This is a genomic window from Amorphus suaedae (assembly GCF_053629675.1).
In genome coordinates, this window is sequence record NZ_JBRJIT010000002.1 from 1,563,606 (window position 1) to 1,582,801 (window position 19,196).

Annotated in this window: 19 protein-coding genes and 2 tRNA genes; 11 read left to right on the forward strand and 10 right to left on the reverse strand. The window is 70.2% G+C overall.

The window, feature by feature from the left end; all coding sequences use genetic code 11:
• Positions 1-193: 193 nt before the first annotated feature.
• From AB7M35_RS20990 to AB7M35_RS21000, 3 genes are all read left to right on the forward strand, one after another.
• On the forward strand, positions 194-1,423 hold the full coding sequence (locus AB7M35_RS20990) for an OpgC family protein (protein ID WP_453962443.1): 1,230 nt from the start codon (positions 194-196) through the stop codon (positions 1,421-1,423).
• 206 nt (positions 1,424-1,629) lie between these two features.
• Positions 1,630-2,400, forward strand: coding sequence for an SIR2 family NAD-dependent protein deacylase (locus AB7M35_RS20995; protein WP_453962444.1), 771 nt, complete (start codon positions 1,630-1,632; stop codon positions 2,398-2,400).
• 229 nt (positions 2,401-2,629) lie between these two features.
• Positions 2,630-3,217, forward strand: a complete 588-nt coding sequence (locus tag AB7M35_RS21000) for a cold-shock protein (protein WP_453962445.1) — start codon at positions 2,630-2,632, stop codon at positions 3,215-3,217.
• Positions 3,218-3,244: 27 nt separating this feature from the next.
• On the opposite strand, the gene AB7M35_RS21005 is transcribed toward AB7M35_RS21000, so the two are convergent.
• A complete protein-coding gene (locus tag AB7M35_RS21005; RefSeq protein ID WP_453962446.1) occupies positions 3,245-3,739 on the reverse strand; it encodes a MarR family winged helix-turn-helix transcriptional regulator in 495 nt (164 codons plus the stop codon).
• Positions 3,740-3,819: 80 nt separating this feature from the next.
• On the opposite strand from AB7M35_RS21005, the gene AB7M35_RS21010 reads away from it, so the two are divergent.
• The 6 genes from AB7M35_RS21010 (at position 3,820) to AB7M35_RS21035 (ending at position 7,377) form a co-directional block, all read left to right on the forward strand.
• The gene (locus tag AB7M35_RS21010; RefSeq protein WP_453962447.1) at positions 3,820-4,734 is read left to right on the forward strand and encodes an EamA family transporter; all 915 of its coding nucleotides are present in this window, start codon (positions 3,820-3,822) and stop codon (positions 4,732-4,734) included.
• A gap of 337 nt (positions 4,735-5,071) precedes the next feature.
• Positions 5,072-5,626, forward strand: coding sequence for a carboxymuconolactone decarboxylase family protein (locus AB7M35_RS21015; protein WP_453962448.1), 555 nt, complete (start codon positions 5,072-5,074; stop codon positions 5,624-5,626).
• 59 nt (positions 5,627-5,685) lie between these two features.
• Positions 5,686-6,225: a peroxiredoxin gene (locus AB7M35_RS21020; protein WP_453962449.1), complete on the forward strand. Its 540-nt coding sequence runs from the start codon at positions 5,686-5,688 to the stop codon at positions 6,223-6,225.
• Between the two features lie 175 nt (positions 6,226-6,400).
• Entirely contained in the window at positions 6,401-6,853 is a 453-nt protein-coding gene (locus AB7M35_RS21025; RefSeq protein WP_453962450.1) for a DUF192 domain-containing protein, read from the forward strand.
• A gap of 90 nt (positions 6,854-6,943) precedes the next feature.
• A tRNA-Pro gene (locus AB7M35_RS21030) sits at positions 6,944-7,020 on the forward strand.
• Between the two features lie 51 nt (positions 7,021-7,071).
• Positions 7,072-7,377 carry an ETC complex I subunit gene (locus AB7M35_RS21035; RefSeq protein WP_453962451.1) on the forward strand — a complete coding sequence of 102 codons (306 nt, stop codon included), beginning with the start codon at positions 7,072-7,074 and terminating at the stop codon, positions 7,375-7,377.
• Between the two features lie 267 nt (positions 7,378-7,644).
• On the opposite strand, the gene AB7M35_RS21040 is transcribed toward AB7M35_RS21035, so the two are convergent.
• Entirely contained in the window at positions 7,645-8,607 is a 963-nt protein-coding gene (locus tag AB7M35_RS21040) for an aldo/keto reductase (protein ID WP_453962452.1), read from the reverse strand.
• Between the two features lie 246 nt (positions 8,608-8,853).
• On the opposite strand from AB7M35_RS21040, the gene AB7M35_RS21045 reads away from it, so the two are divergent.
• Positions 8,854-8,929, forward strand: a tRNA-Arg gene (locus AB7M35_RS21045).
• 101 nt (positions 8,930-9,030) lie between these two features.
• Here AB7M35_RS21045 and AB7M35_RS21050 read toward each other — a convergent pair.
• Together AB7M35_RS21050 and AB7M35_RS21055 are read right to left on the reverse strand one after the other, a co-directional pair.
• Entirely contained in the window at positions 9,031-10,377 is a 1,347-nt protein-coding gene (locus AB7M35_RS21050) for an amidase family protein (protein ID WP_453962453.1), read from the reverse strand.
• Positions 10,374-11,099: a GntR family transcriptional regulator gene (locus AB7M35_RS21055; protein WP_453962454.1), complete on the reverse strand. Its 726-nt coding sequence runs from the start codon at positions 11,097-11,099 to the stop codon at positions 10,374-10,376. Before AB7M35_RS21055 ends, AB7M35_RS21050 begins: the two co-directional genes overlap by 4 nt.
• A gap of 91 nt (positions 11,100-11,190) precedes the next feature.
• On the opposite strand from AB7M35_RS21055, the gene AB7M35_RS21060 reads away from it, so the two are divergent.
• Entirely contained in the window at positions 11,191-12,897 is a 1,707-nt protein-coding gene (locus AB7M35_RS21060; protein WP_453962455.1) for a thiamine pyrophosphate-binding protein, read from the forward strand.
• A gap of 5 nt (positions 12,898-12,902) precedes the next feature.
• Here AB7M35_RS21060 and AB7M35_RS21065 read toward each other — a convergent pair whose 3' ends face one another.
• The 6 genes from AB7M35_RS21065 to AB7M35_RS21090 all read right to left on the reverse strand — a co-directional run bounded on the left by AB7M35_RS21065 (position 12,903) and on the right by AB7M35_RS21090 (position 19,181).
• Positions 12,903-13,694, reverse strand: a complete 792-nt coding sequence (locus AB7M35_RS21065; protein WP_453962456.1) for an ABC transporter ATP-binding protein — start codon at positions 13,692-13,694, stop codon at positions 12,903-12,905.
• Positions 13,691-14,527, reverse strand: coding sequence for an ABC transporter permease (locus tag AB7M35_RS21070; protein WP_453962457.1), 837 nt, complete (start codon positions 14,525-14,527; stop codon positions 13,691-13,693). The genes AB7M35_RS21065 and AB7M35_RS21070 overlap by 4 nt, the downstream gene beginning before the upstream one ends.
• Positions 14,524-15,375, reverse strand: a complete 852-nt coding sequence (locus AB7M35_RS21075; protein WP_453962458.1) for an ABC transporter permease — start codon at positions 15,373-15,375, stop codon at positions 14,524-14,526. Before AB7M35_RS21075 ends, AB7M35_RS21070 begins: the two co-directional genes overlap by 4 nt.
• Positions 15,372-16,337 (reverse strand): ABC transporter substrate-binding protein, encoded by a 966-nt coding sequence (locus tag AB7M35_RS21080; protein WP_453962459.1) that lies wholly within the window; start codon positions 16,335-16,337, stop codon positions 15,372-15,374. The genes AB7M35_RS21075 and AB7M35_RS21080 overlap by 4 nt, the downstream gene beginning before the upstream one ends.
• 31 nt (positions 16,338-16,368) lie before the next feature.
• A complete protein-coding gene (locus AB7M35_RS21085; RefSeq protein ID WP_453962461.1) occupies positions 16,369-17,691 on the reverse strand; it encodes an amidase in 1,323 nt (440 codons plus the stop codon).
• 251 nt (positions 17,692-17,942) lie between these two features.
• Entirely contained in the window at positions 17,943-19,181 is a 1,239-nt protein-coding gene (locus AB7M35_RS21090) for an FAD-dependent monooxygenase (RefSeq protein WP_453962462.1), read from the reverse strand.
• Positions 19,182-19,196 lie beyond the last annotated feature (15 nt).

Below are 19,196 nucleotides of genomic sequence, written 5' to 3' on the forward strand. Positions count from 1 at the left end.
GCCGCGCCCCAAGGGCCTTCGGCCGCCGGTGGCCGCGGATCGGCATCCATGCCCGCGCGGAGGGAAGCGGGGATCACGAGAGCCCGGACATTGAAGCCAGGACCGCGATCCGGCAAAAGCAGCATTCGAGACGCCCGCATCGCCGTTGGCCGCTGACCGGCCGCGCCTGCGGATCTCGCCCCCGGAGAGGCCGTTGACCACACCCGTTCCATCCCGCCCGCGCGACCCGAGACTCGATTTCTTTCGCGGGCTCGGCATGTTCATCATCTTCATCGCCCACGTCCCGGACAACGCCTGGGCGCTGTGGATCCCGGCGCGCTTCGGATTCTCCGATGCGACGGAGATCTTCGTGTTCTGCTCCGGCATGGCCTCGGCGATCGCCTTCGGCGGCACCTTCCTGAAGCACGGATGGTGGATGGGCACGATGCGCACGCTGCACCGGGTGTGGCAGGTGTACTGGGCCCATATCGGGCTGTTCTTCGTCACCGTGTCGCTGCTGATCGTGTTCAACCAGCTCGATACCGGCATCCTCTATACCGACCGGCTCTACGTGCTGCCGTTGTTCGAGGACACCGCCAGCGCGCTGTTCGGGCTGATGACGCTGACCTACGTGCCCAACTATTTCGACATCCTGCCCATGTACCTGGTCATCCTGCTGATGATGCCGATCGTCGTCGGGCTGGCGCGGATCTCGCCGCTGGTGGCGATGGGGGCGATCGTGGCGCTGTGGCTGGTGGCGACGACCGGACATGCCGACCTGCCGGCGGAGCCGTGGTCGGACCGGGTGTGGTTCTTCAATCCGTTCGCCTGGCAGCTGGTGTTCTTCACCGGCTTCGCGTTCATGACCGGCTGGCTGAAGCCGCCGCCCGTCGACCGGCGGCTGGTCCTGCTGTCCGTCGCGATCATCGTGGTGACGGTGCCGTTCGCCCACTACACGGGCTGGCAGAACTCCCAGTGGATCTACGACGCGCGCGACGCGGTGTGGCCGGCGCTCGACAAGACCGACTTCGGCGCACTGCGCTACGTCCACTTCCTGGCGCTCGCCTACGTCGCCTGGGTGGCGGCGGGCGAGGGCGGCCGCAGGCTGACGGGCGCGGGCGCCTGGGCGCGCGTCGTCACCGTCACCCGCAAGGTCGGCCAGCAGTCGCTGGCGGTGTTCCTCGCCAGCATGGTGCTGGCCCAGACGGCGGGGATGGTGCTCGACGTCACCGGCCGGACCATGTTCACGGTCGGGCTGGTGAACGGCGCCGGCTTCCTCCTGCTCATCGCCGTCGCCTATTCGGTGGCGTGGTTCAAGTCGCAGCCGTGGCGCAAGCCGGTTTCCCCTCCCGCCGCCGCGGGAAAGCCCGCCCCGGGTACCGGCCAGCCGGCGGGGGCGGAGGGCGCTCCTTCACCACGGGCCCGGCTGGTGGCCGGCGAATAGCGGACGGTGCGCCGGTTCGTCCGCTTGATTGCCGGGCGCGGCTGTGAGACCCAGATCATGGAAGCACGCGCCGTTCGGGCCGGATGGATCCGACGGGCGCAGGCTTTCGTACTGAAGCCGGAGCCGGATCCGATCGGTCAGGTGCGTTCACCTGCATGACGAGGCTCCAGGGCGCATCCGCCCTCCTATCCCGAGGCACGTGACCAATGGCGATCGTCGACGATCTCTCCGAAGCCCGAGCCGTTCTTGGCGACCTCGTCGCCGGGGCGGGCAGGGTGGTGGTGTTCACCGGCGCCGGCATCTCCACCGAATCGGGCATTCCGGATTTCCGCAGCCCGGGCGGCATCTGGTCCCAGCGCGAGCCGGTCTACTACGACGACTTCCTGGCCTCCGAAGAGGCCCGGCTTGAGGACTGGCACCGCCGCTTCGACATGCGCCGGCTTCTGGAGACGGCCCGGCCCAACGCCGCCCACCGCGCCATCGCCGGGCTGATCAAGAGCGGCATCGCCAGCCACGTGATCACCCAGAACATCGACGGACTGCACCAGCGCTCGGGCGTGCCCGACGATCGGCTGATCGAGCTGCACGGCAACGCCACCACGGCGGGCTGCCTCGACTGTGGCGCGCCCATGACCCTGGACGAGGCGCGCGTCGAGCTGGAAGCCAGCGGCCACGCGCCGCGCTGCTTCTCGTGCGGGGGACTGGTGAAGGCCCGGGTCATCAGCTTCGGCCAGCCGATGCCCGTCCGGGAGATGGAACGGGCGGAGATTGCAACTGGTGATTGCGACCTCTTCGTCGCCGTCGGGTCCTCGCTGGTGGTCTATCCGGCCGCCGGCTTTCCGCTCGCGGCAAAGCGCAACGGGGCGACGCTCGTGATCGTGAATCGCGACCCGACGGAGCAGGACCAGGTCGCCGATTATGTGCTGCGGGGGGCGATCGGCCCCATTTTCGAACCGCTTTCCGTCGGGGAAGCCTGACTCGGCGCCCTCGGCCGCGGCCCGAAAAGACGTTTGCAACCAAACGTTTGCCAATCGCCCGACGGCCGTGCACAGAGTGCGATTATGACACGCTGTCGCATTTTCAACACAGTTCGCCCGGAGTGCGAATCCCCATATCGCGCCTGACAACCGGGAATGGTATCCTCGTTAAAGATTCGTTATCGACGGTTCGCGGTGTCGCGGTTGGCGGACACGGGGGCTCTGCCGAATGAGTGGAAAATTTGCGTCGTCGACTGATCTGGACCTGATCGTCAACGACGCGGGTGAAGAGACAGCATTCGACCTGATCGAGGTTGCGGGCCAGATCAAATGGTTCGATGTCTCGAAGGGGTACGGGTTCATCGTGCCGGACAACGGGATGGAAGACATCCTGCTGCACGTGACCTGCCTCAGGCGCGACGGCTTCCAGACGGCCTACGAAGGCGCCCACGTCGTGGTCGAGGTGCTCGACCGGCCGAAGGGGCTGCAGGCGTTCCGCATCCTGTCCATGGACGAATCGACGGCCGTCCACCCCTCGCAGCTGCCGCCCTCGCGCACCCATGTGCAGGTGACGCCCACCCAGGGGCCCGACAAGGCGTGGGTGAAGTGGTTCAACCGGACCAAGGGTTACGGCTTCCTGACCCGCGGGGAGGGGACCGAGGACATCTTCATCCACATGGAGACGCTGCGCCGCTTCGGCCTGACCGAGCTGCGCCCGGGCCAGGTGGTGATCGTGCGCTACGGCGACGGCCCGAAGGGCCTGATGGCGGCCGACATCCGCCCCGAAAGCGGCGGCAACATTCCCCAGTCGCACTGAGCCGACAAGACCGACGCCACCGATCGCTCAGAGGTCGCCGGCCTCGAAGGCGGCGAGCCATTTCGCGAGCAGGCGGTCCAGGTCGGCCCGTTCGTCCGCGCTCAGCGCGGCCAGCAGCCGGTGCTGGTTGGCGGCGTGCGCCGTGACCGCCGCGTCGATCAGCCGAAAGCCGTCCTCCGTCAGCCCGACGACGAAGCCGCGCCCATCCTCGGGATTGCGGGTGCGCGTCACCATTCCGGCGCGCTCCAGGCGGTCGATCCGGTTGGTCATTGTTCCGGAGGTGACCATGGTCCACTCGACCAGGGCCGACGGGGTGAGCGCGTAGGGCGGGCCGGATCGCCGAAGGGTGGCGAGCACGTCAAAGCTCGCCGGGGTGAGCCCGTGCTCCGCGATCACCCGCTCCACCTCCTGGGACAGGTGCAGGGTCAGGCGATTCAAGCGCCCCATGGTGCCCATCGGGGCGACGTCGAGCTCGGGGCGCTCGGCCTGCCACTGGGCGAGTATGCGGTCGACCTGATCCATATTTTTCGATGTGCCCGCACTTTGTCTTGACGTCAAGATTTCCCATTCTATCTTGACGTCAAGATAAATGGAGTGCGTCGATGAGTCGTCCGAGCGACCTGATCCTTGCCGCGTCCGCCCCGGCGATCTGGGGCAGCACTTACGTGGTGACCACCGAGCTGTTGCCGCAGGGCTATCCGCTGACGGTGGGGCTTCTGCGGGCGCTGCCGGCGGGTCTGGTGCTGCTCCTGATCGTGCGCCAGCTGCCGCCGAGGGAGTGGCTCGGACGGGTGCTCGTGCTCGGCACGCTGAACTTCGCGGTGTTCTGGACAGCCCTCTTCGTCGCCGCCTACCGGCTGCCCGGCGGCGTTGCCGCGACCCTGGGCGCCATCCAGCCGCTGCTTGTGCTGCTGCTCGCCCGCGCCGTGCTGGGCGTCCGCATCCAGGCGGCCGGCGTGATGGCCGCCGTTGCCGGCATCCTCGGGGTGGTGCTCCTGACCCTCGGGCCGTCCGCCACGATGGATCCGGTGGGCGTGGCGGCCGCACTGATCGGCGCCGGGTCGATGGCCGCGGGCACCGTTTTGACCCGCCGCTGGCAGCCGCCGGTTTCGCCGCTGACCTTCACCGCGTGGCAGCTCACCGCGGGCGGGCTGCTGCTCGCCCCCGTCGCGCTGCTGGTCGAGCCGGGGTTCCCGATGCCGTCCGTCACCAACCTGGCCGGCTTCCTGTGGCTGGGGCTGGTGGGTGCCGCGGTGACCTATTTCTTCTGGTTCCGCGGCATCGCGCGCCTCGGACCGGCGACGGTGACGGCGTTCGGCTTCCTGAGCCCGCTGAGCGCGGTGCTTCTGGGCTGGGCGATCCTCGGCCAGCGGCTGGCGCCGGTGCAGGCGGCCGGCGCGGTTGTCGTGCTGGCGAGCGTGTGGCTGGGCCAGCGCGCCGGGCGGAAGGCGCTGGCGCAGGCCCGGGCGACGGCCGGCGACGGACCCGCCGCGGCTCCGGTGCGCTCGGCCGCCTGAGCGCCGGCCCGGCGGGGCTGTGTCACTGTCGCGCAGGCAGGACGACACGCAAGGGATTGCCTGCGGAAGGCCCGCTGTATACAAACTGGACCGCACGCAGAAAGCACGGGGACTGTCGGCTCCCGGCCGGTTGAACCCCTTGATTCCAAAGAGCAACACGATCCTGACGCCGGCGTTTGCCGCCGGTCGCGGATCCGTGCTGTCGACGGGGAGCTCGCCCGTCCGGCGAGGCGCTCGGGGGATCGCAACAAGACGATGCACTGCGGCAGGGGAAATGTCGGAGGAGGCTGTGTTTGACCGGGCCCGGCCACGGCCGCCGTCCGTTGGGGGACCACCGATGATTGACCTGGAAAGCATCCGCAAGGCGCTGCCGGATTCGGCGCGCGACATCCGCCTCAACCTCGGTTCCATGCTCGGCAACGACGGGCTTCCGGAGCTGGAGACCGACCAGAAGTGGGGTGCCGCGCTGGCCGCCGCGATCGCCGCGCGCAACGTTGCCCTGACCCGCGTGGTCGAGGCGCTGGCCGCCGAGAACACCAGCGCCCAGGTGATCGAGGGTGCCCGCATCTCCGCCGCCATCATGGCGATGACCAACATCTACTACCGCGCCCTGCACATGGCCGGCGACGCCGACCTGAGCGGCCTGCCGGCCGGGCTGCGCATGAACGGCCTCGCCAAGCACGGCGTCTCCCAGCGCGACTTCGAGCTGTTCGGCCTCGCCGCCTCGGCGGTGAAGGGCTGCGAGAACTGCATCGCGGCGCATGTGTCCGGCGCCCGCGAGCACGGCGCCAGCGTCCAGGCGGTGCAGGCGGTGATCAAGCTCGCCGCCGTGCTGCACGCCACCGCGACGGTGCTCGACACCGTGCCGGACGCGCCCGCCGAAGCGGCGTGATCCCGCCGCACCGTTTGCCTTCCAATCCACCTCCCAAGCCCTCGAAAGGAGCCTTTGCCATGCGCACCGTCGGCGACATGCTGCCCGAATTCGATCTCCAGGCCGTGGTCTCGATCGATCCGAAGTCGGCCTTCACCCGCATCACCTCCGCCTCCGATGCCGGCAAGTGGAAGATCATCTTCTTCTGGCCGAAGGACTTCACCTTCATCTGCCCGACCGAGATCGCCGCGTTCGGCAAGATGAACGACGAGTTCGAGGACCGCGACGCGGTGGTCTACGGCGTGTCGACCGACAGCGAGTACGTCCACCTCGCCTGGCGCCAGAACCACCCGGACCTGAACGACCTGCCGTTCCCGATGCTGTCGGACCTGAAGCGCGAGTTCTCCCAGGCGCTGGGCGTGCTGCACAACGCCGAGGGCGTCTGCCTGCGCGCCACCTACATCGTCGACCCGGAGGGCATCATCCGCTTCGTGTCGGTGAACGACCTCAACGTCGGCCGCAACCCGCACGAAGTCCTGCGCGTGCTCGACGCGCTGCAGACCGACGAGCTGTGCCCCTGCAACTGGCAGAAGGGCGAGCAGGTCCTCACCGCGGCCTGATGTTGGTCTGAGATCGAAATGTTATGACGGCCCGCGGTCCCGGCGATCGCGGGCCGTTGGCGTTTCGGCGCGCGCGGGCGCGGGCGGCTTGAGGAACGGCGCGGGGGCGGGCATTGTCGGCGCGTCGGGGACGGACGCGGGTCCGCCCGCCGGTCCATCAGTTGTCGGAGCCTTCATGTCGGTCCTCGCGCGCGCCGTTCTCGCCTTCCTGCTCCTCGCCACGCCGGTCGGCGCCTTCGCCGCCAGCACCGACCTCACCATCGTCACCGCCGACGGGGCGACGCACGCCTTCACGGTGGAGATCGCCGACGATCCGATGGAGCGGGCGCGCGGGCTGATGTTCCGCGAGCAGATGGCGCCCGACCACGGGATGCTGTTCGACTTCGCCCGTGAGGACGAGGTGTCGTTCTGGATGAAGAACACGCCGCTCTCCCTCGACATGCTGTTCGCCAAGGCCGACGGCACCATCGTCAGCATCGCCGAGAACACCACGCCGCAGTCGACCGAGGCGATCCCGGCCGGCGCGCCGGTGCGGTTCGTGCTGGAGGTGGTGGGCGGCACCGCGGCGAAGCTCGGCATCGCGCCGGGCGACCGCATCGAGCATGCCCGGGTGACGCCCGCGCAGTGAGGCTTCGGGCCGACCGGCGGGCGTCGTCGCGTCGCGGCCCGTCTCTCCGGTTGCCCGGCCGGGGCGGTGCGTGTATCGGAGAGGGGCCGTCGGGGTATAGCTCAGCCTGGTAGAGCACCGGCTTTGGGAGCCGGGGGTCGCAAGTTCGAATCTTGCTGCCCCGACCACGGACACACCGGTCCGGCGCATGCCGCCCGGGACCGCAGATGGGGACGCAGATGAGCGCACGGATCTACAGACCCTCGAAGACGGCCATGCAGTCCGGCCGGGCCAAGACGCACCTCTGGCTGCTCGAGTTCGATCCGGAGATGCCGCGCACCATCGACCCGCTGATGGGGTGGACCTCGTCGCGCGACATGAAGAGCCAGATCCGGCTGCGCTTCGAGACGAAGGAAGAGGCGATCGCCTACGCCGAGAAGCACGGCATCGCCTACCACGTCCAGGAGCCGCAGGAGCGCACCCCGCGCAAGATCGCCTACGCCGACAACTTCAAGGCCGACCGCCGGGTGCCCTGGAGCCACTGAGCTTATCCCTCACGCCGGGTCCGCTTCGCTCACCGGCTCCGGGCGGGCGGCCTGACCGGCCGGCGCGCAGTCGCGCGCTGTTGGGGGCCTGGTCCGCTCACGCGAGCTCACTTCGTTCGCCGCTGCGCGGGCGCGGCATGGTCGGCCGTCGCGCCGTCGCGCGCTGTTGGTGCGATCCCTTGGGTGAGGGATCGCTGACGTCTTTCCGGGACTGATCCACGACGACGGGTGCAGGTCGCTGCCGGCTGCGGCAGGGCGGCGGGGCGTTCAGGCCCCGTCCTGCAGGCTGGCGTCGTTGAGGAGCGCGATCTCCTCGTCGGCGAGCGACAGCCGCGCCGAGCGGATCAGGCTGTCGAGCTGCTCGGCGGTGGTGGCGCTGGCGATTGGCGCGGTCACGCCGTCGCGCGCGATGATCCAGGCGAGCGCCACCTCGGCCGGGGTGGCGTCGTGGGCGTCGGCCACCACGTCGAGTGCCGAGAGGATGCGCAGGCCGCGCGGGTTGAGGTACTTGCGGACCATGTCGCGCCGCGAGGCGCCCGCCAGGTCCGCCTCGCTGCGGTACTTGCCGCTGAGGAAGCCGGCGGCCAGGCCGAAATAGCTGACGACGCCCATCTTCTCCTGGCGGGCGAGGTCGAGCAGCGGCCCCTCCAGCGACGTGCGGGCATAGAGGTTGTACTCCGGCTGCAGCACCTGGTAGCGCGGCAGTCGGTTGTGGAGGCTCGCCTTGAGGGCTGCGCCGAGCTGCTCGGCGTCGAAGTTGGAGGCGCCGATGGCGCGGATCTTGCCGGCGTCGAGCAGCCGGCCGTAGGCGGCCAGCGTCTCCTCGTGGGGGGTGTCGGGGTCCGGCCAGTGGGAGAAATAGAGGTCGATGGTGTCGGTCCGGAGCCGGCGCAGGGACGCCTCGACGGCCTTCTCGATCCACTCGGCCTTCAGCGTCTTGCCGCCCTGGCCCATGTCGCCGCCCACCTTGGTGAACAGCACGATCTTGTCGCGCCTGGACGGATCGGCGGCCAGCCAGTTGCCGATGATCGTCTCCGATTCGCCGCCCGAATGGCCCTCGACCCAGCGCGAATAGACGTCGGCGGTGTCGATGGCGTTGCAGCCGGCGTCGACGAACCGGTCGAGGAGCGCATGGCTCTCCCGCTCGTCGACGGTCCAGCCGAAGACGTTGCCGCCGAAGACGAGGGGCGCGATGGCATACCCGGTGGTGCCGAGGGGACGTGTCTGCATCGGGAAACTCCGGAAGGGATCGGCGAGGGGCGCCGTACGGGGAGGGGCGCCCGGAAGGGGGCGCTTTGGGTGCGAGGATAGGACGGCCGGACGATCCGGGAAAGACCCCGGGCGGGGGCGGGCGCGCGGCGGCCGGGTCCGCGGCGGGCGGCGGCGCAACCGGGTGCTACCCATTCCCGCGCCGATGGGGTAGGGACTTGCCAGTCCGCGTTTTGCGGCTGTCCGGCGGCTGCCGGGCGCCCGGACGGCCCCGTAGCTCAGTGGATAGAGCACCGGCCTTCTAAGCCGATGGTCGCAGGTTCGAATCCTGCCGGGGTCGCCAAGCCTTTCCGGATGCACGGCGCGCGCGTTCCGCCCCGCCCGAAGGTCCGCCGCCACACCCATCCCTCTGCCTGCCCTGCGTCTTCCGCGTCCGGTCCGCGCCTATTGCGGGCGGGAGGTGAGGTCCTGGGCGATCGCGAAGAGCTCCGCGTCGCGGTGCTCGAAGCCCATGAGCTGGACGCCGAGGGGCAGGCCGTCGACGGACAGGACGGGGAGGTTGACGGTCGGCGCGCCGACGACGGAGGAGGCATCGTTGTACCAGGGCGTGCCGACCTCCGGGTCGCCGTGCTGGCCCGGGCCGATGTGCGCCAGCGTCACGAAGCCATCCACCTGTCCGCTCAGCGCGCGATGCAGATGGCGCAGGCGGTCGCGCCGGTCGAGGGCGCGGCGGTAGTCGTCGAGGCTGAGCGCCGCGGCGTTGTCGAGGTGGCGGTGCATGACGTGGCTGAACTTCTCCGGATGCGCCTCGCGCAGCGCGAGCCACGGCCAGCGGATCTCCCAGAAGAGGTCGAAGAAGAACTCCTGCACGGCGGCCGTCGCGGCTTCGTAGGCAGCCAGTTCCGGCGCGCTCTCGGGTTCCAGGATCTCGATCCCGTCGGCGCGCAGGCTGGCAAGCCAGGCCTCGAACGCCGCCCTGGACCGGTCGTCGGTCTTCTCCCAGCCGATGGTGTATTGCCGCGCCAGCCGGGCCGGGCGTGCCGGCGCGGGCAGGGGATCGGGCCGGAACGGCGGATGCCCCGGATCGCCACCGACGCCGCGCGCGATGGCGCAGGCGGCGTCCCAGATATCGCGGAACGTCCCGCCGAGAAGCCCGAGATGGTTGAGCCCCGGCGAGGGATCGATGCCGCCGCGCGCGCTGAGGGCGCCGAAGGTCGGCTTGTAGGCGGGAATGCCGCAGATCGACGCCGGCCGGATCACCGAGCCGCGCACCTGGCTGCCGGTGGCGAGCGGCAGCATTCCGGCCGCGACCGCCGCCGCCGACCCGGACGACGACCCGCCGGGCGTGTGCTCCGTGTTCCAGGGATTTCGCGTCGGGCCGGGCAGCGCCATGGTGAATTCGGTGGTGACCGTCTTTCCCAGGACATGGGCGCCGGCGCCGCGAAGGGCCTCGACATGGGCGGCATCGAACTGCGCCGGCGGCGCATCGTCGAAGACCGGACTGTTGACCCGCGTCGGAAGGCCCGCGACGTCGAAGCAGTCCTTCACCGCGAACGGCAGGCCGTCGAGCGCCGACAGCGGGCGGCCGTCGCGCCAGCGCGCCGATGCCGCATCGGCCGCGGCGCGCGCGGCCTCGACGTCGAGGGAGACGAAGGCCCTGATGTCCGATTCCCGCGCCGCGACGCGGGTCAGGCAGTCCTCGAGGAAGTGCCGCGGGGTGTAGTCCTGAGCGAAGCGCTCGCGCGCCGCCGCGAAACTACGGAAGCGCGCGGTGGAGGGGCTGTACGTCATGCCGCCTCCCACCCGGGCGAAACGACGATCGCGGTATCGGCGCCCGGCCGCAGCATCTGGCTGCACGCGACCGGCTGACCGGCGACCCGGGTCACCCACCAGATCGACAGCAGCGGCGCGCCCGGCCGGGCCTTGAGCAGCATGGCAAAGCGCGGCTCGGCCAGGATGGCCTCGACCCAGACGGGGTCGGTGGACACCGCGCCGTCCAGCAGTTCGCCGAGGCCGGCATCGAAATCACCCGCCTCGGAAAGCGCCTTCTGCAGGTGCGCAAAGCGCGGATGGAGGTAGCGCTTGATGGCGACGGGACGCTGGCCGCCGGCCGATGTCCGAATGAAGAAGGGACAGTCGCCGCCGGCCCTGAGGCCGAGGGCATCCTGCACGACCGGGGGCGTCGGGCCGGTGCCGCTGCGAAGCAGCCGATCGGCCAGCGACGCCGTGCCGAGCGCCTCGGCCGCCGACTGGCGCGGCCGCGTCTGCCGGCCCGACGGGGAGCGGCGGACGAAGGTGCCCCGGCCGGGCTGGCGCAGGATCAGCCCGTCGCTCTCCAGTGCCTCCAGGGCCTGCCGGATGGTTCCGCGGCTGACCTTGTGGGCGGCCTGCAGCGAGGCTTCCGACGGCATGCGCATGCTCGGGGCGAAGACGCCGTCGGCGATCTGGTCGCGCAACACGGCCTCCACGCGGCGGTAGAGATTGAGCGCCTCGCGCGCTGGGGATCGTGCCACGGGGGATCCTTCCCATAAACATGTAAATGTACTTAACAATAGACGTTTAATATGCAGTAAGAAAAGAGAAACTTGTGATGGAGCCAGCGGATTGAGCGCGTCTGAGACCCCCTCCTACGGCAGTGACGTCATCGCCGACCTGTTGCACGCGCTTGGCGTTCCGCACATGGCGATCAATCCGGGCGCGAGCTTCCGGGGGCTGCACGACAGCCTGGTCAACCGGACCGCGCCCGCCAACCCCGATATCATCCTCACTCTGCACGAGGCGCAGGCCGTCGCCATCGCGCACGGCTACGCCAAGGTCACTGGCCGGCCGATGGGTGTGGCGCTGCATGCCAATGTCGGGCTGATGAACGCCGTGATGGCGATCTACGACGCCTGGGCGGACCGCGTGCCGATGCTGATCATCGGGGCGACGGGCGCCGTCGATGCGGCGCGGCGCCGGCCGTGGATCGAATGGATCCACACCAGCCGCGACCAGGCCGCGATGGTGCGCCAGTTCGTGAAATGGGACGACCAGCCGGCGTCGGTCGCAGCCGCGCAGGAGTCGCTGCTGCGGGGATGGGCGATGACGCGGACGGCGCCCCATGCGCCCGTCTACATCTGCCTCGACACGGCGGTTCAGGAAGATCCTCTCGCCGAGGTTCCCGACAGCCCGGATGTCGCGCGCTTCGCGCCGCCGGCCGAACCGGCGCCGGACACCGCCGACCTCGCCCGGGTGATGGAGCGCGTCGGCGCGGCGAAGCGGCCGTTGCTGCTCGTCGGACGCCACGAGCGAAGCGAAGCCGCGTGGGCCGACAGGATTGCGCTGGCGGAGGCGATCGGCGCCGCCGTCCTCTGCGACCAGAAATGCGGCGTCGGCTTCCCGAGCGATCATCCGGCCTTCATCGCGGCTCCCGCCCAGTATCCCGATGCCCGCACCGCGCGGCTCCTGGCGGAGGCCGACCTGGTCATCTCGCTGGACTGGCTCGACCTGAAGGGGCTGCTGGGGCTGCGGCCGGACCGGGGGGCGGGCCTCGCGACCGTCGTCGTCTCGGCCGACGAGCGCCTGCACAACGGCTGGTCGCTCGACCACTTTCCCTATCCGGCGGCGGACCTGCGCCTGTCGGTCCGGCCGGAAATCTTCACCCGGGCCCTGCTGCCGCATCTGGACGGCACGGCGCGGGAGCCCTGGCCGATCCCTCCGGCGCCGAAGCCCGGTGTCCCGGTCGCCGGTCCGGTCACGCTGCCGGCGCTCGCCGCGGCGTTCGACGCGGTGCGGGGCGACCGGCCGGTCTGCCTGACCCGGCTCGCCTTCGGGCTTCCGGACGCGCTCGTCCGGTTCACCCATCCGCTGGACTGCATCGGATACGATGGCGGCGGCGGCATCGGCTCGACCCCCGGGATCACCGTGGGCGCGGCGCTGGCCCTGCGGGAGGCGGAGCGGCTTCCCGTGGCGATCCTGGGTGACGGCGATCTGGCGATGGGAAGCCAGGCGCTCTGGACGGCCGCGGCGCAGAAGCTGCCGGCGCTGTTCATCGTCAACAACAACCGCGCCTTCCACAACGACGTCGAGCATCAGGAGGCCGTCGCCCGCCGGCGCAATCGTCCCGTCGAGAACAAGTCGATCGGCATGGCGCTGGAGGATCCGCCGCTCGATCTCGTCGCCATCGCCAAGGGGCACGGCTGCCGCGCGTTTGGCCCGGTGCGCCGGATCGAGGACCTGGCGGCCGCGCTCGAAGAGGCGTTTGCCGCGGCGCTGGCCGGCGGACCCGTCGTCCTCGACGTCGAGGTCCTTCCGCCGGCCCCGCGCGCCTGAGCGGACTACGCGGCCCGCGTCGCGGCGGGCCGGCGGATCAGCGTCGCGACCTCGGAGCGGATGTGGACGAAGTCCTCGCGCTCCTTGGTCTCGATCTGGTCGCGCGGCAGGGGCAGGGGCACCGGGATGTTGGCGACCACCCGGCTCGGCGAGGCGGACAGCACGATCACCCGGTCGGCGAGATAGACCGCCTCGTCGATGTCGTGGGTGACGATGAGGGTGGTGATCCCGAACTTCTGGTGCACGTCGAGCACCAGGTCCTCCAGGTCGGCGCGCGTCTGGGCGTCGACCGAGGCGAACGGTTCGTCCATCAGCATCAGCTTGGGCCGGTAGGCGATGGCGCGGGCGATCGCGACGCGCTGCTGCATGCCGCCCGACAGTTGCCAGGGGTAGCGCCCCGCCGCGCCGGTCAGGCCCACCGCCTCCAGGCTTTCGTCGACGCGCGCCCTGCGGGTCGCCGCATCGATCGGCTGGTACTTGAGCGGCAGCTCGACGTTCTCGCGGACCTTCAGCCACGGCTGCAGCGACCGGCTGTACTCCTGGAAGACCATGGCGAGCCCCTCCGGCACGTCGGTCACGACGCGCCCTTCCAGCGCGACCGACCCGGAGGTGGCCTTCAGCAGGCCGGCCAGGACCTTCAGCAAGGTGGTCTTGCCGCACCCCGACGGGCCGACGATGGAGACGAACTCGCCGGCGTAGACCTCGAAGCTCTGCTCGGCGATGGCGGTGGCGCCCGGCGCGTAGGAATGGTGGAGCTTGACCACCTCGAGGACGGGGACCTGGCTGTTGGGGGTCATTTCGCAAGCCTCCTGGCTGCCCGGTGCCAGTAGAGCACCTGGTTCTCGACGAGCGAGAAGAGACCGTTCAGGGAAATGCCCAGAACGGCGATGAGCAGCACGTTCGCCCACATCTCCGGGAGGCGGAACGTGTTCTGCGCGTCGACGATCGCGTGGCCGATGCCGCTGGAACTGGCGACGAGCTCGCTCACCACCATCAGGATGATGGCGATCCCGAGCGAGACCCGTATCCCGGCGAAGATGCGCGGCATGGCGGCGGGGATGATGATGCGGAACAGGCGCGCGTACGGCGGCAGGCGGAACACCCGGGCCATGTCCATCTGCCCCTGATCGATCGTGCGCATGCCGTCGATGCTGTTCAGCAGCACCGGCCAGATCGAGCCCATGACGATGAGCGTGATGCGCATGGTGGAATCCGTCCCCAGCAGGATGAGGAAGACGGGGATCAGCGCCGGGCTCGGGAGGGCGCGCAGGAATTCCAGCACCGGCTGCGCGGCTTCCGCCAACCGGCGCATGCCGCCGATGGCAAGCCCCAGCGTGACGCCCAGCACGACGGCGATCGCCCAGCCGGCCAGCAGCCGGCCGATGCTCGGAAACACGTCGCTGAAGACGGCGTCGGTAAGGAACAGCCGCGAGGGCTCGCCGCTGAACCACAGCCTGCCGGCGGTCGCCAGGATGTCGATGGGGGTCGGGAAGAAGAAGGAGCCCGCCCACATGGTGGCGAGCTGCCAGAGGACCAGCAGCACGGCGATCCCGCTGTAGCGGCGCAGCACCGTCAGCCGGCGCAGGGCGGCGCGGGGCGCGGCCGGAGGGCCGGCATCGATCGCGGTCATGAGCCCACCTCGCTGCGGCTCCAGCCGAACCACCGCCGGTCCAGCCTGGCGAGCACGGCGTTGGCGATCACCCCGAGCATGCCGGCGTAGGCCGCGCCCGCGAGCACGGAATCCATGTTCCCGCCGCTGCTCGAGACGCGGAAGATGAAGGCGCCGATCCCGGAGCTGGTGGCCGCCAGCAGCTCGGCGCTCACCAGCACGACCAGCCCGATGGAGACGGAAATCTTGAGCCCCGTGAAGATCATCGGCGCCGCCTGGGGCAGGACGATGCGCCGGAGGATCGCGCCGCGCGGCAGGCCGAAGCAGCGCGCCGTGTCGGTGGCGACCGGATCGGCGCCGTGCACCCCGTAGATGGTGTTGATGAGGATCGGCCAGAGGGCCGCGTAGCTGACGAGCAGCAGCTTCATCGACAGCCCTTGGCCGATCACCAGGATGGCGAGCGGGATGATGCAGACCGAGGGGATCGGGCGCAGCAGGTTGACGATCGGAAGGCCGATCTCGTGGGCCGTCGGCGACAGCCCCAGCCAGAGCCCGAACACGACGCCCAGGATCAGCGCGATGGCGATGCCGAGCGCCCAGGCGCCGAGGGTGGCGCCCACGTCGGCCAGGAACACCGGATCGTAGGCGAGCTGCACGAACCGCACGACCACGCCGGTGGCGTGGGGAAGATACTGCTCGGGCACCCCGGCGAGGCTGGTCAGCAGCTCGAACAGGCCGAACAGGACGGCGCCGCCGAGGAGGCCCAGAGCGAGCTTCCGGACCTGCGGCGGGAGCCGCAGGTCCGTCAGGGATCGGCCGGCGCCGGGGGCGTGCCTGTCGGCCGCCGTGGTGCCGGTCGTATCGATCATTGCTGGGGAACCTTGACCGGGCCGTCGACGACGTCGAGGCGGTCCATCAGGTCGGCCACCACCGACAGGTCGCCGATGCCCTCTCCCACGGGATAGGTCGGCAGAACCGCCGTCTTGGCGACCTCCGGGCTCACCCGCGTGAAGACCGAGAGCACGCCGCGGGCGCGCTCGGGATCGTTGTGCGCGATCTCCAGCGCCTTGGCCATCGCGCGCTTGACGGCGGCGAAGGTGTTCGGGTTCTGGTCGCGGAAGCGGGTGGTGGTCGAGTAGCCGACGATCGGCATGTCTTCGTAGGGGCCGGTGAACAGGTCCAGCACGTCGCGCAGGTTGTTGGCGGTCATGGCCGGGGTGCGGAGCGGTTCCGGCAGGCAGGCCGCGTCGATGCCGCCGGTCATCAGCGTCGAGACCAGCTCCGGCACGCCCAGCGCAACGTACTCGATCGACTTGTAGTCCTTGCCCTCTTTCAGCAGGACGTCGTTCAGCGTCAGGTCGCAGGCGCCGTTGGTCGACAGCACGCCGACCTTCTTGCCCATCAGGTCCTCCGGGGTCTTCACCGGCGAGTCGCCCTTGACGGCGATGGTGGCGTAGCCCGGCGTGCCGCGGTCCAGCTCGCTCGCCGCCACCAGGGGAAGCCCGCGGTTGTAGGCGGTGAGGAAGGCGAACCAGGTGATCCCGGCGAAATCGTAGGTGCCGCCGAGCACGCCGTTGAGCGAGGCCGGCGCGGTGGTGACCTGATAGGTCACGTCGAGGCCCTCGTCCTTGAACAGCCCGTCCTCGATGGCGATGACGACCGGCACGTAGTCCATGGTCGGCAGGATGGCGACGGTCAGTTCGGTCTTCTCCAGCTCCTGCGCGGCGGCCGGAGCGGCGGCGGCGACGGCAAGCGACGTCGCGAGAAGGGCAAGCAGGCGTCGGGAGCGTGCGCCGGGGCGCCATGTCTGAAGGAGGGCAAGGTCTTTCATCGGAGTTCCCCTGTTGGTTTCTCTGTGGTGCTTATTCTTGTGAGAGTACGGCCTCGGCCCAGCGGGCGACCGACACCAGCCGCGCGTCGTCCAGGAACCGGCCGACGAGCTGCACGCCGAGCGGCAGCCCTTGCGGACCGACGCCGGCGGGAAGGGTGACCGCGGGAAGCCGCAGGACCGACCAGAGCCGGTTGAAGATCGTGTCGCCGGTGTTCTCCAGCCCGCGGGGCGCCTCGCCAGGGGCGCTGTAGGTGAGGATCGCGTCGGCCGGTCCGAACAGCTCGCCGACGCGTGCCCGCGCCGCCTCGACCTGGCTCCGCGCCGCGAAGTAGCTGTCCGGCGTGATGCCCCAGCCGGTTTCGATGTAGCCCTGCAGCAGCGTGCTGATCTGGTCGCGACGGGTCTGCCACTCCCAGACCATGGAGCGGGACATCTCGTAGCAGAGCATGGTGATCTGGGCGGCGCAGGCGGCGTCCAGCAACGGGTCGTGCGGGAAGGCGCCCACCTCGGCGCCGGCCGCGGCGAAGCGCTCCGCCGCGCGGTCGAGCGCGGCGACGGCCGGGGCCTCGGCCTTTTCGGGGGCGGGTCCGCGGAAGATCGCGAGGCGCGGCGGCGCCGTCGGCAGCCCCTGCCAGGCGGTCGCATCCACGGTGGCGATCAACGCGGCGATGCGGGCCGCATCGTCGACGCGCCGCGCCATGACGCCCACATGGTCGAACTCGGCGACCTGCGATTTCATGCCGGCCGGACTGATGCGGCCCCAGCTCGGCTTGAACCCGACGACGCCGCAGTAGGCCGCCGGCCGGATCAGGGAGCCCATGGTCTGGCTCCCCAATGCGACCGGCACCATTCCCGCCGCGACCGCCGCGGCCGAGCCGCTGGAGGAGCCGCCGGGCGTGTGCTCGGGATTGTGGGGATTGCGCGTCGGGCCGGGGTAGGGTGCGGCGAATTCGGTGAGCGCCGTCTTCCCGACGATGAGCGCCCCCGCCGCCCGAAGCAGGGCGACGCAGGCGGCGTCGGCGCGCGGGCGGTAGCCGGCGTAGATCGGCGAGCCGTAGGCCGTCGGCATGTCGCAGGTGTCGATGGAATCCTTGATCCCGACCGGCACGCCGGCGAGGGGACCGCCGGCGCGCGAGGCCTGGAGCCCCTCTGCCTCGGCGCGCACCTGGGCCGGATCCAGATGAGCCCAGGCCTTTATCCGGTCGTCCCCGGTCTCGATGCGGCCAAGCACCGCTTCCGCCACGGCGGGGCAGGTCACCCGCCGGTCGCGCACCGCATCGACCAGCTCCACGATCGGCCGGTCGAGCAGCGCCGCCGCTTCGCTTGAGGAGATCGTGCTGGCTGTGTCCTGCATGGGTCGGTGCCGTCACATGGCGTCGAGAGGAGCGGGGCGGCAGGCGATCTGCCGAGCGTGATCAATTCATATAAATATCTGATTTCACGTTATTTATCTGACCAAATGTTATGGCTAATGCACATATTTTGAGCGCGGTTTTCCTGTCCGTCGAGAGGTGTCCGACATCGGGTCGGGGCCCCCCGTTCGCGTCGGCCGGTCCCCGCATTTGCGGATGCGCGGCGGCCGGCCGATTTCACTCGCCGGCCGGGCTACGAGGCCGCCTTGCTCAACTGGTCGGCCGAGTAGCCGGCAAGGCGCGAGTAGCCGTGGACGATCTCCGCGCGCTCGTCCCTCGGAATGTCGGAGGGGGCGATCCCTTCGGCGGCCACGCGGGCCTCCACCATGTCGATGACGCGCTCGGGGCCGCCCTGCCGGTTGGTCATCACGACCTGATAGACGCGCTCGCGCCGTTCCTCGTCGTAGAGCGTCAGGGCGCGCACCGGATCGCGCTCCGCGGCCAGCGCACCGGCCAGGGCCTTGGCGTCGAGGATGGCCTGGGCGGCGCCGTTGCCGCCGAACGGATACATCGGGTGGGCGGCATCGCCGAGCAGCGTCACCCGCCCGAAGCTCCAGCGGGGCAGCGGGTCGCGGTCCGACATCGGGAACTCGAAGATCTCCGTCGCGGCCCGGGCCAGGGCGCGGATGTCGAGGTCCGGCAGGTCGAACGGCTCAAGCGCCTTCAGGCATTTGGCCGGGTCGGCCTTGCCCTGCCAGTCCTGCGCGGGAGGCAGGGCCGTGCCGTCGTCGGCAGCGCGATGGACGAGCACCCAGTTGGTCAGCCTGGTTTCGGGCGTCTTGCCCCGGGCGATCGGGAACAGCACCAGCCGGGTGTCGATCGAGCCGGAAATCACGAAGGTCTTGCCGTCGCCGAAGGCCGGCCAGTCGGCGGTGCCGCGCCACATGACGCGGCCGCTCCAGCGCGGCGGTCCCTCGTCGGGAAAGAGGATGCGGCGGAGCGCGGAATGGATGCCATCGGCGCCGATCAGGGCGTCTCCCGTGGCGGTGTGCATGGTCCCGTCCGTCGACCGGAAGGTCGCGGTGACGCCGTCGGCGGTCTCCTCGTAGCCGACGAACTCGCGATCCGTATGGACGGTGCCCGGCTTGCGCGCCTCGAGGGCCCGGTGGAGGATTGCCTGCAGCCGGCCCCGGTGGACCGAGATCTGGGGAACGGGCAGACCCGCGGCCCGGCCACGCGGCTCGTCCCAGGCGGTGAGGCCGGAGAACGTGCGGTAGTAGAGGTGCTCCGGCGCGATCCCCTCGGCCTCGATGTCGTCGAGCAGGCCGATCTCGGAAAACGTGGCGATCGCCTGCGGCATCAGGTTGATGCCGACGCCGAGTTCCTGGATCTCCGGCGCCCGCTCGTAAACCTCGCAGTCGATCCCGTACTTGTGCAGGAAGAGGGCCGTGGTCAGCCCGCCAATTCCCGCGCCCACGACGATTGCCTTCATGGCCGGTCTCCCTGT

Coding starts and splice junctions, on each gene's coding strand:
- AB7M35_RS21080 (WP_453962459.1), bottom strand. CDS start 16,337: ATGAAAGACCTTGCCCTCCTTCAGACATGGCGCCCCGGCGCACGCTCC.
- AB7M35_RS21065 (WP_453962456.1), bottom strand. CDS start 13,694: ATGACCCCCAACAGCCAGGTCCCCGTCCTCGAGGTGGTCAAGCTCCAC.
- AB7M35_RS21085 (WP_453962461.1), bottom strand. CDS start 17,691: ATGCAGGACACAGCCAGCACGATCTCCTCAAGCGAAGCGGCGGCGCTG.
- AB7M35_RS21020 (WP_453962449.1), top strand. CDS start 5,686: ATGCGCACCGTCGGCGACATGCTGCCCGAATTCGATCTCCAGGCCGTG.
- AB7M35_RS20995 (WP_453962444.1), top strand. CDS start 1,630: ATGGCGATCGTCGACGATCTCTCCGAAGCCCGAGCCGTTCTTGGCGAC.
- AB7M35_RS21040 (WP_453962452.1), bottom strand. CDS start 8,607: ATGCAGACACGTCCCCTCGGCACCACCGGGTATGCCATCGCGCCCCTC.
- AB7M35_RS21025 (WP_453962450.1), top strand. CDS start 6,401: ATGTCGGTCCTCGCGCGCGCCGTTCTCGCCTTCCTGCTCCTCGCCACG.
- AB7M35_RS21090 (WP_453962462.1), bottom strand. CDS start 19,181: ATGAAGGCAATCGTCGTGGGCGCGGGAATTGGCGGGCTGACCACGGCC.
- AB7M35_RS21050 (WP_453962453.1), bottom strand. CDS start 10,377: ATGACGTACAGCCCCTCCACCGCGCGCTTCCGTAGTTTCGCGGCGGCG.
- AB7M35_RS21010 (WP_453962447.1), top strand. CDS start 3,820: ATGAGTCGTCCGAGCGACCTGATCCTTGCCGCGTCCGCCCCGGCGATC.
- AB7M35_RS21015 (WP_453962448.1), top strand. CDS start 5,072: ATGATTGACCTGGAAAGCATCCGCAAGGCGCTGCCGGATTCGGCGCGC.
- AB7M35_RS21070 (WP_453962457.1), bottom strand. CDS start 14,527: ATGACCGCGATCGATGCCGGCCCTCCGGCCGCGCCCCGCGCCGCCCTG.
- AB7M35_RS21035 (WP_453962451.1), top strand. CDS start 7,072: ATGAGCGCACGGATCTACAGACCCTCGAAGACGGCCATGCAGTCCGGC.
- AB7M35_RS21000 (WP_453962445.1), top strand. CDS start 2,630: ATGAGTGGAAAATTTGCGTCGTCGACTGATCTGGACCTGATCGTCAAC.
- AB7M35_RS21075 (WP_453962458.1), bottom strand. CDS start 15,375: ATGATCGATACGACCGGCACCACGGCGGCCGACAGGCACGCCCCCGGC.
- AB7M35_RS21005 (WP_453962446.1), bottom strand. CDS start 3,739: ATGGATCAGGTCGACCGCATACTCGCCCAGTGGCAGGCCGAGCGCCCC.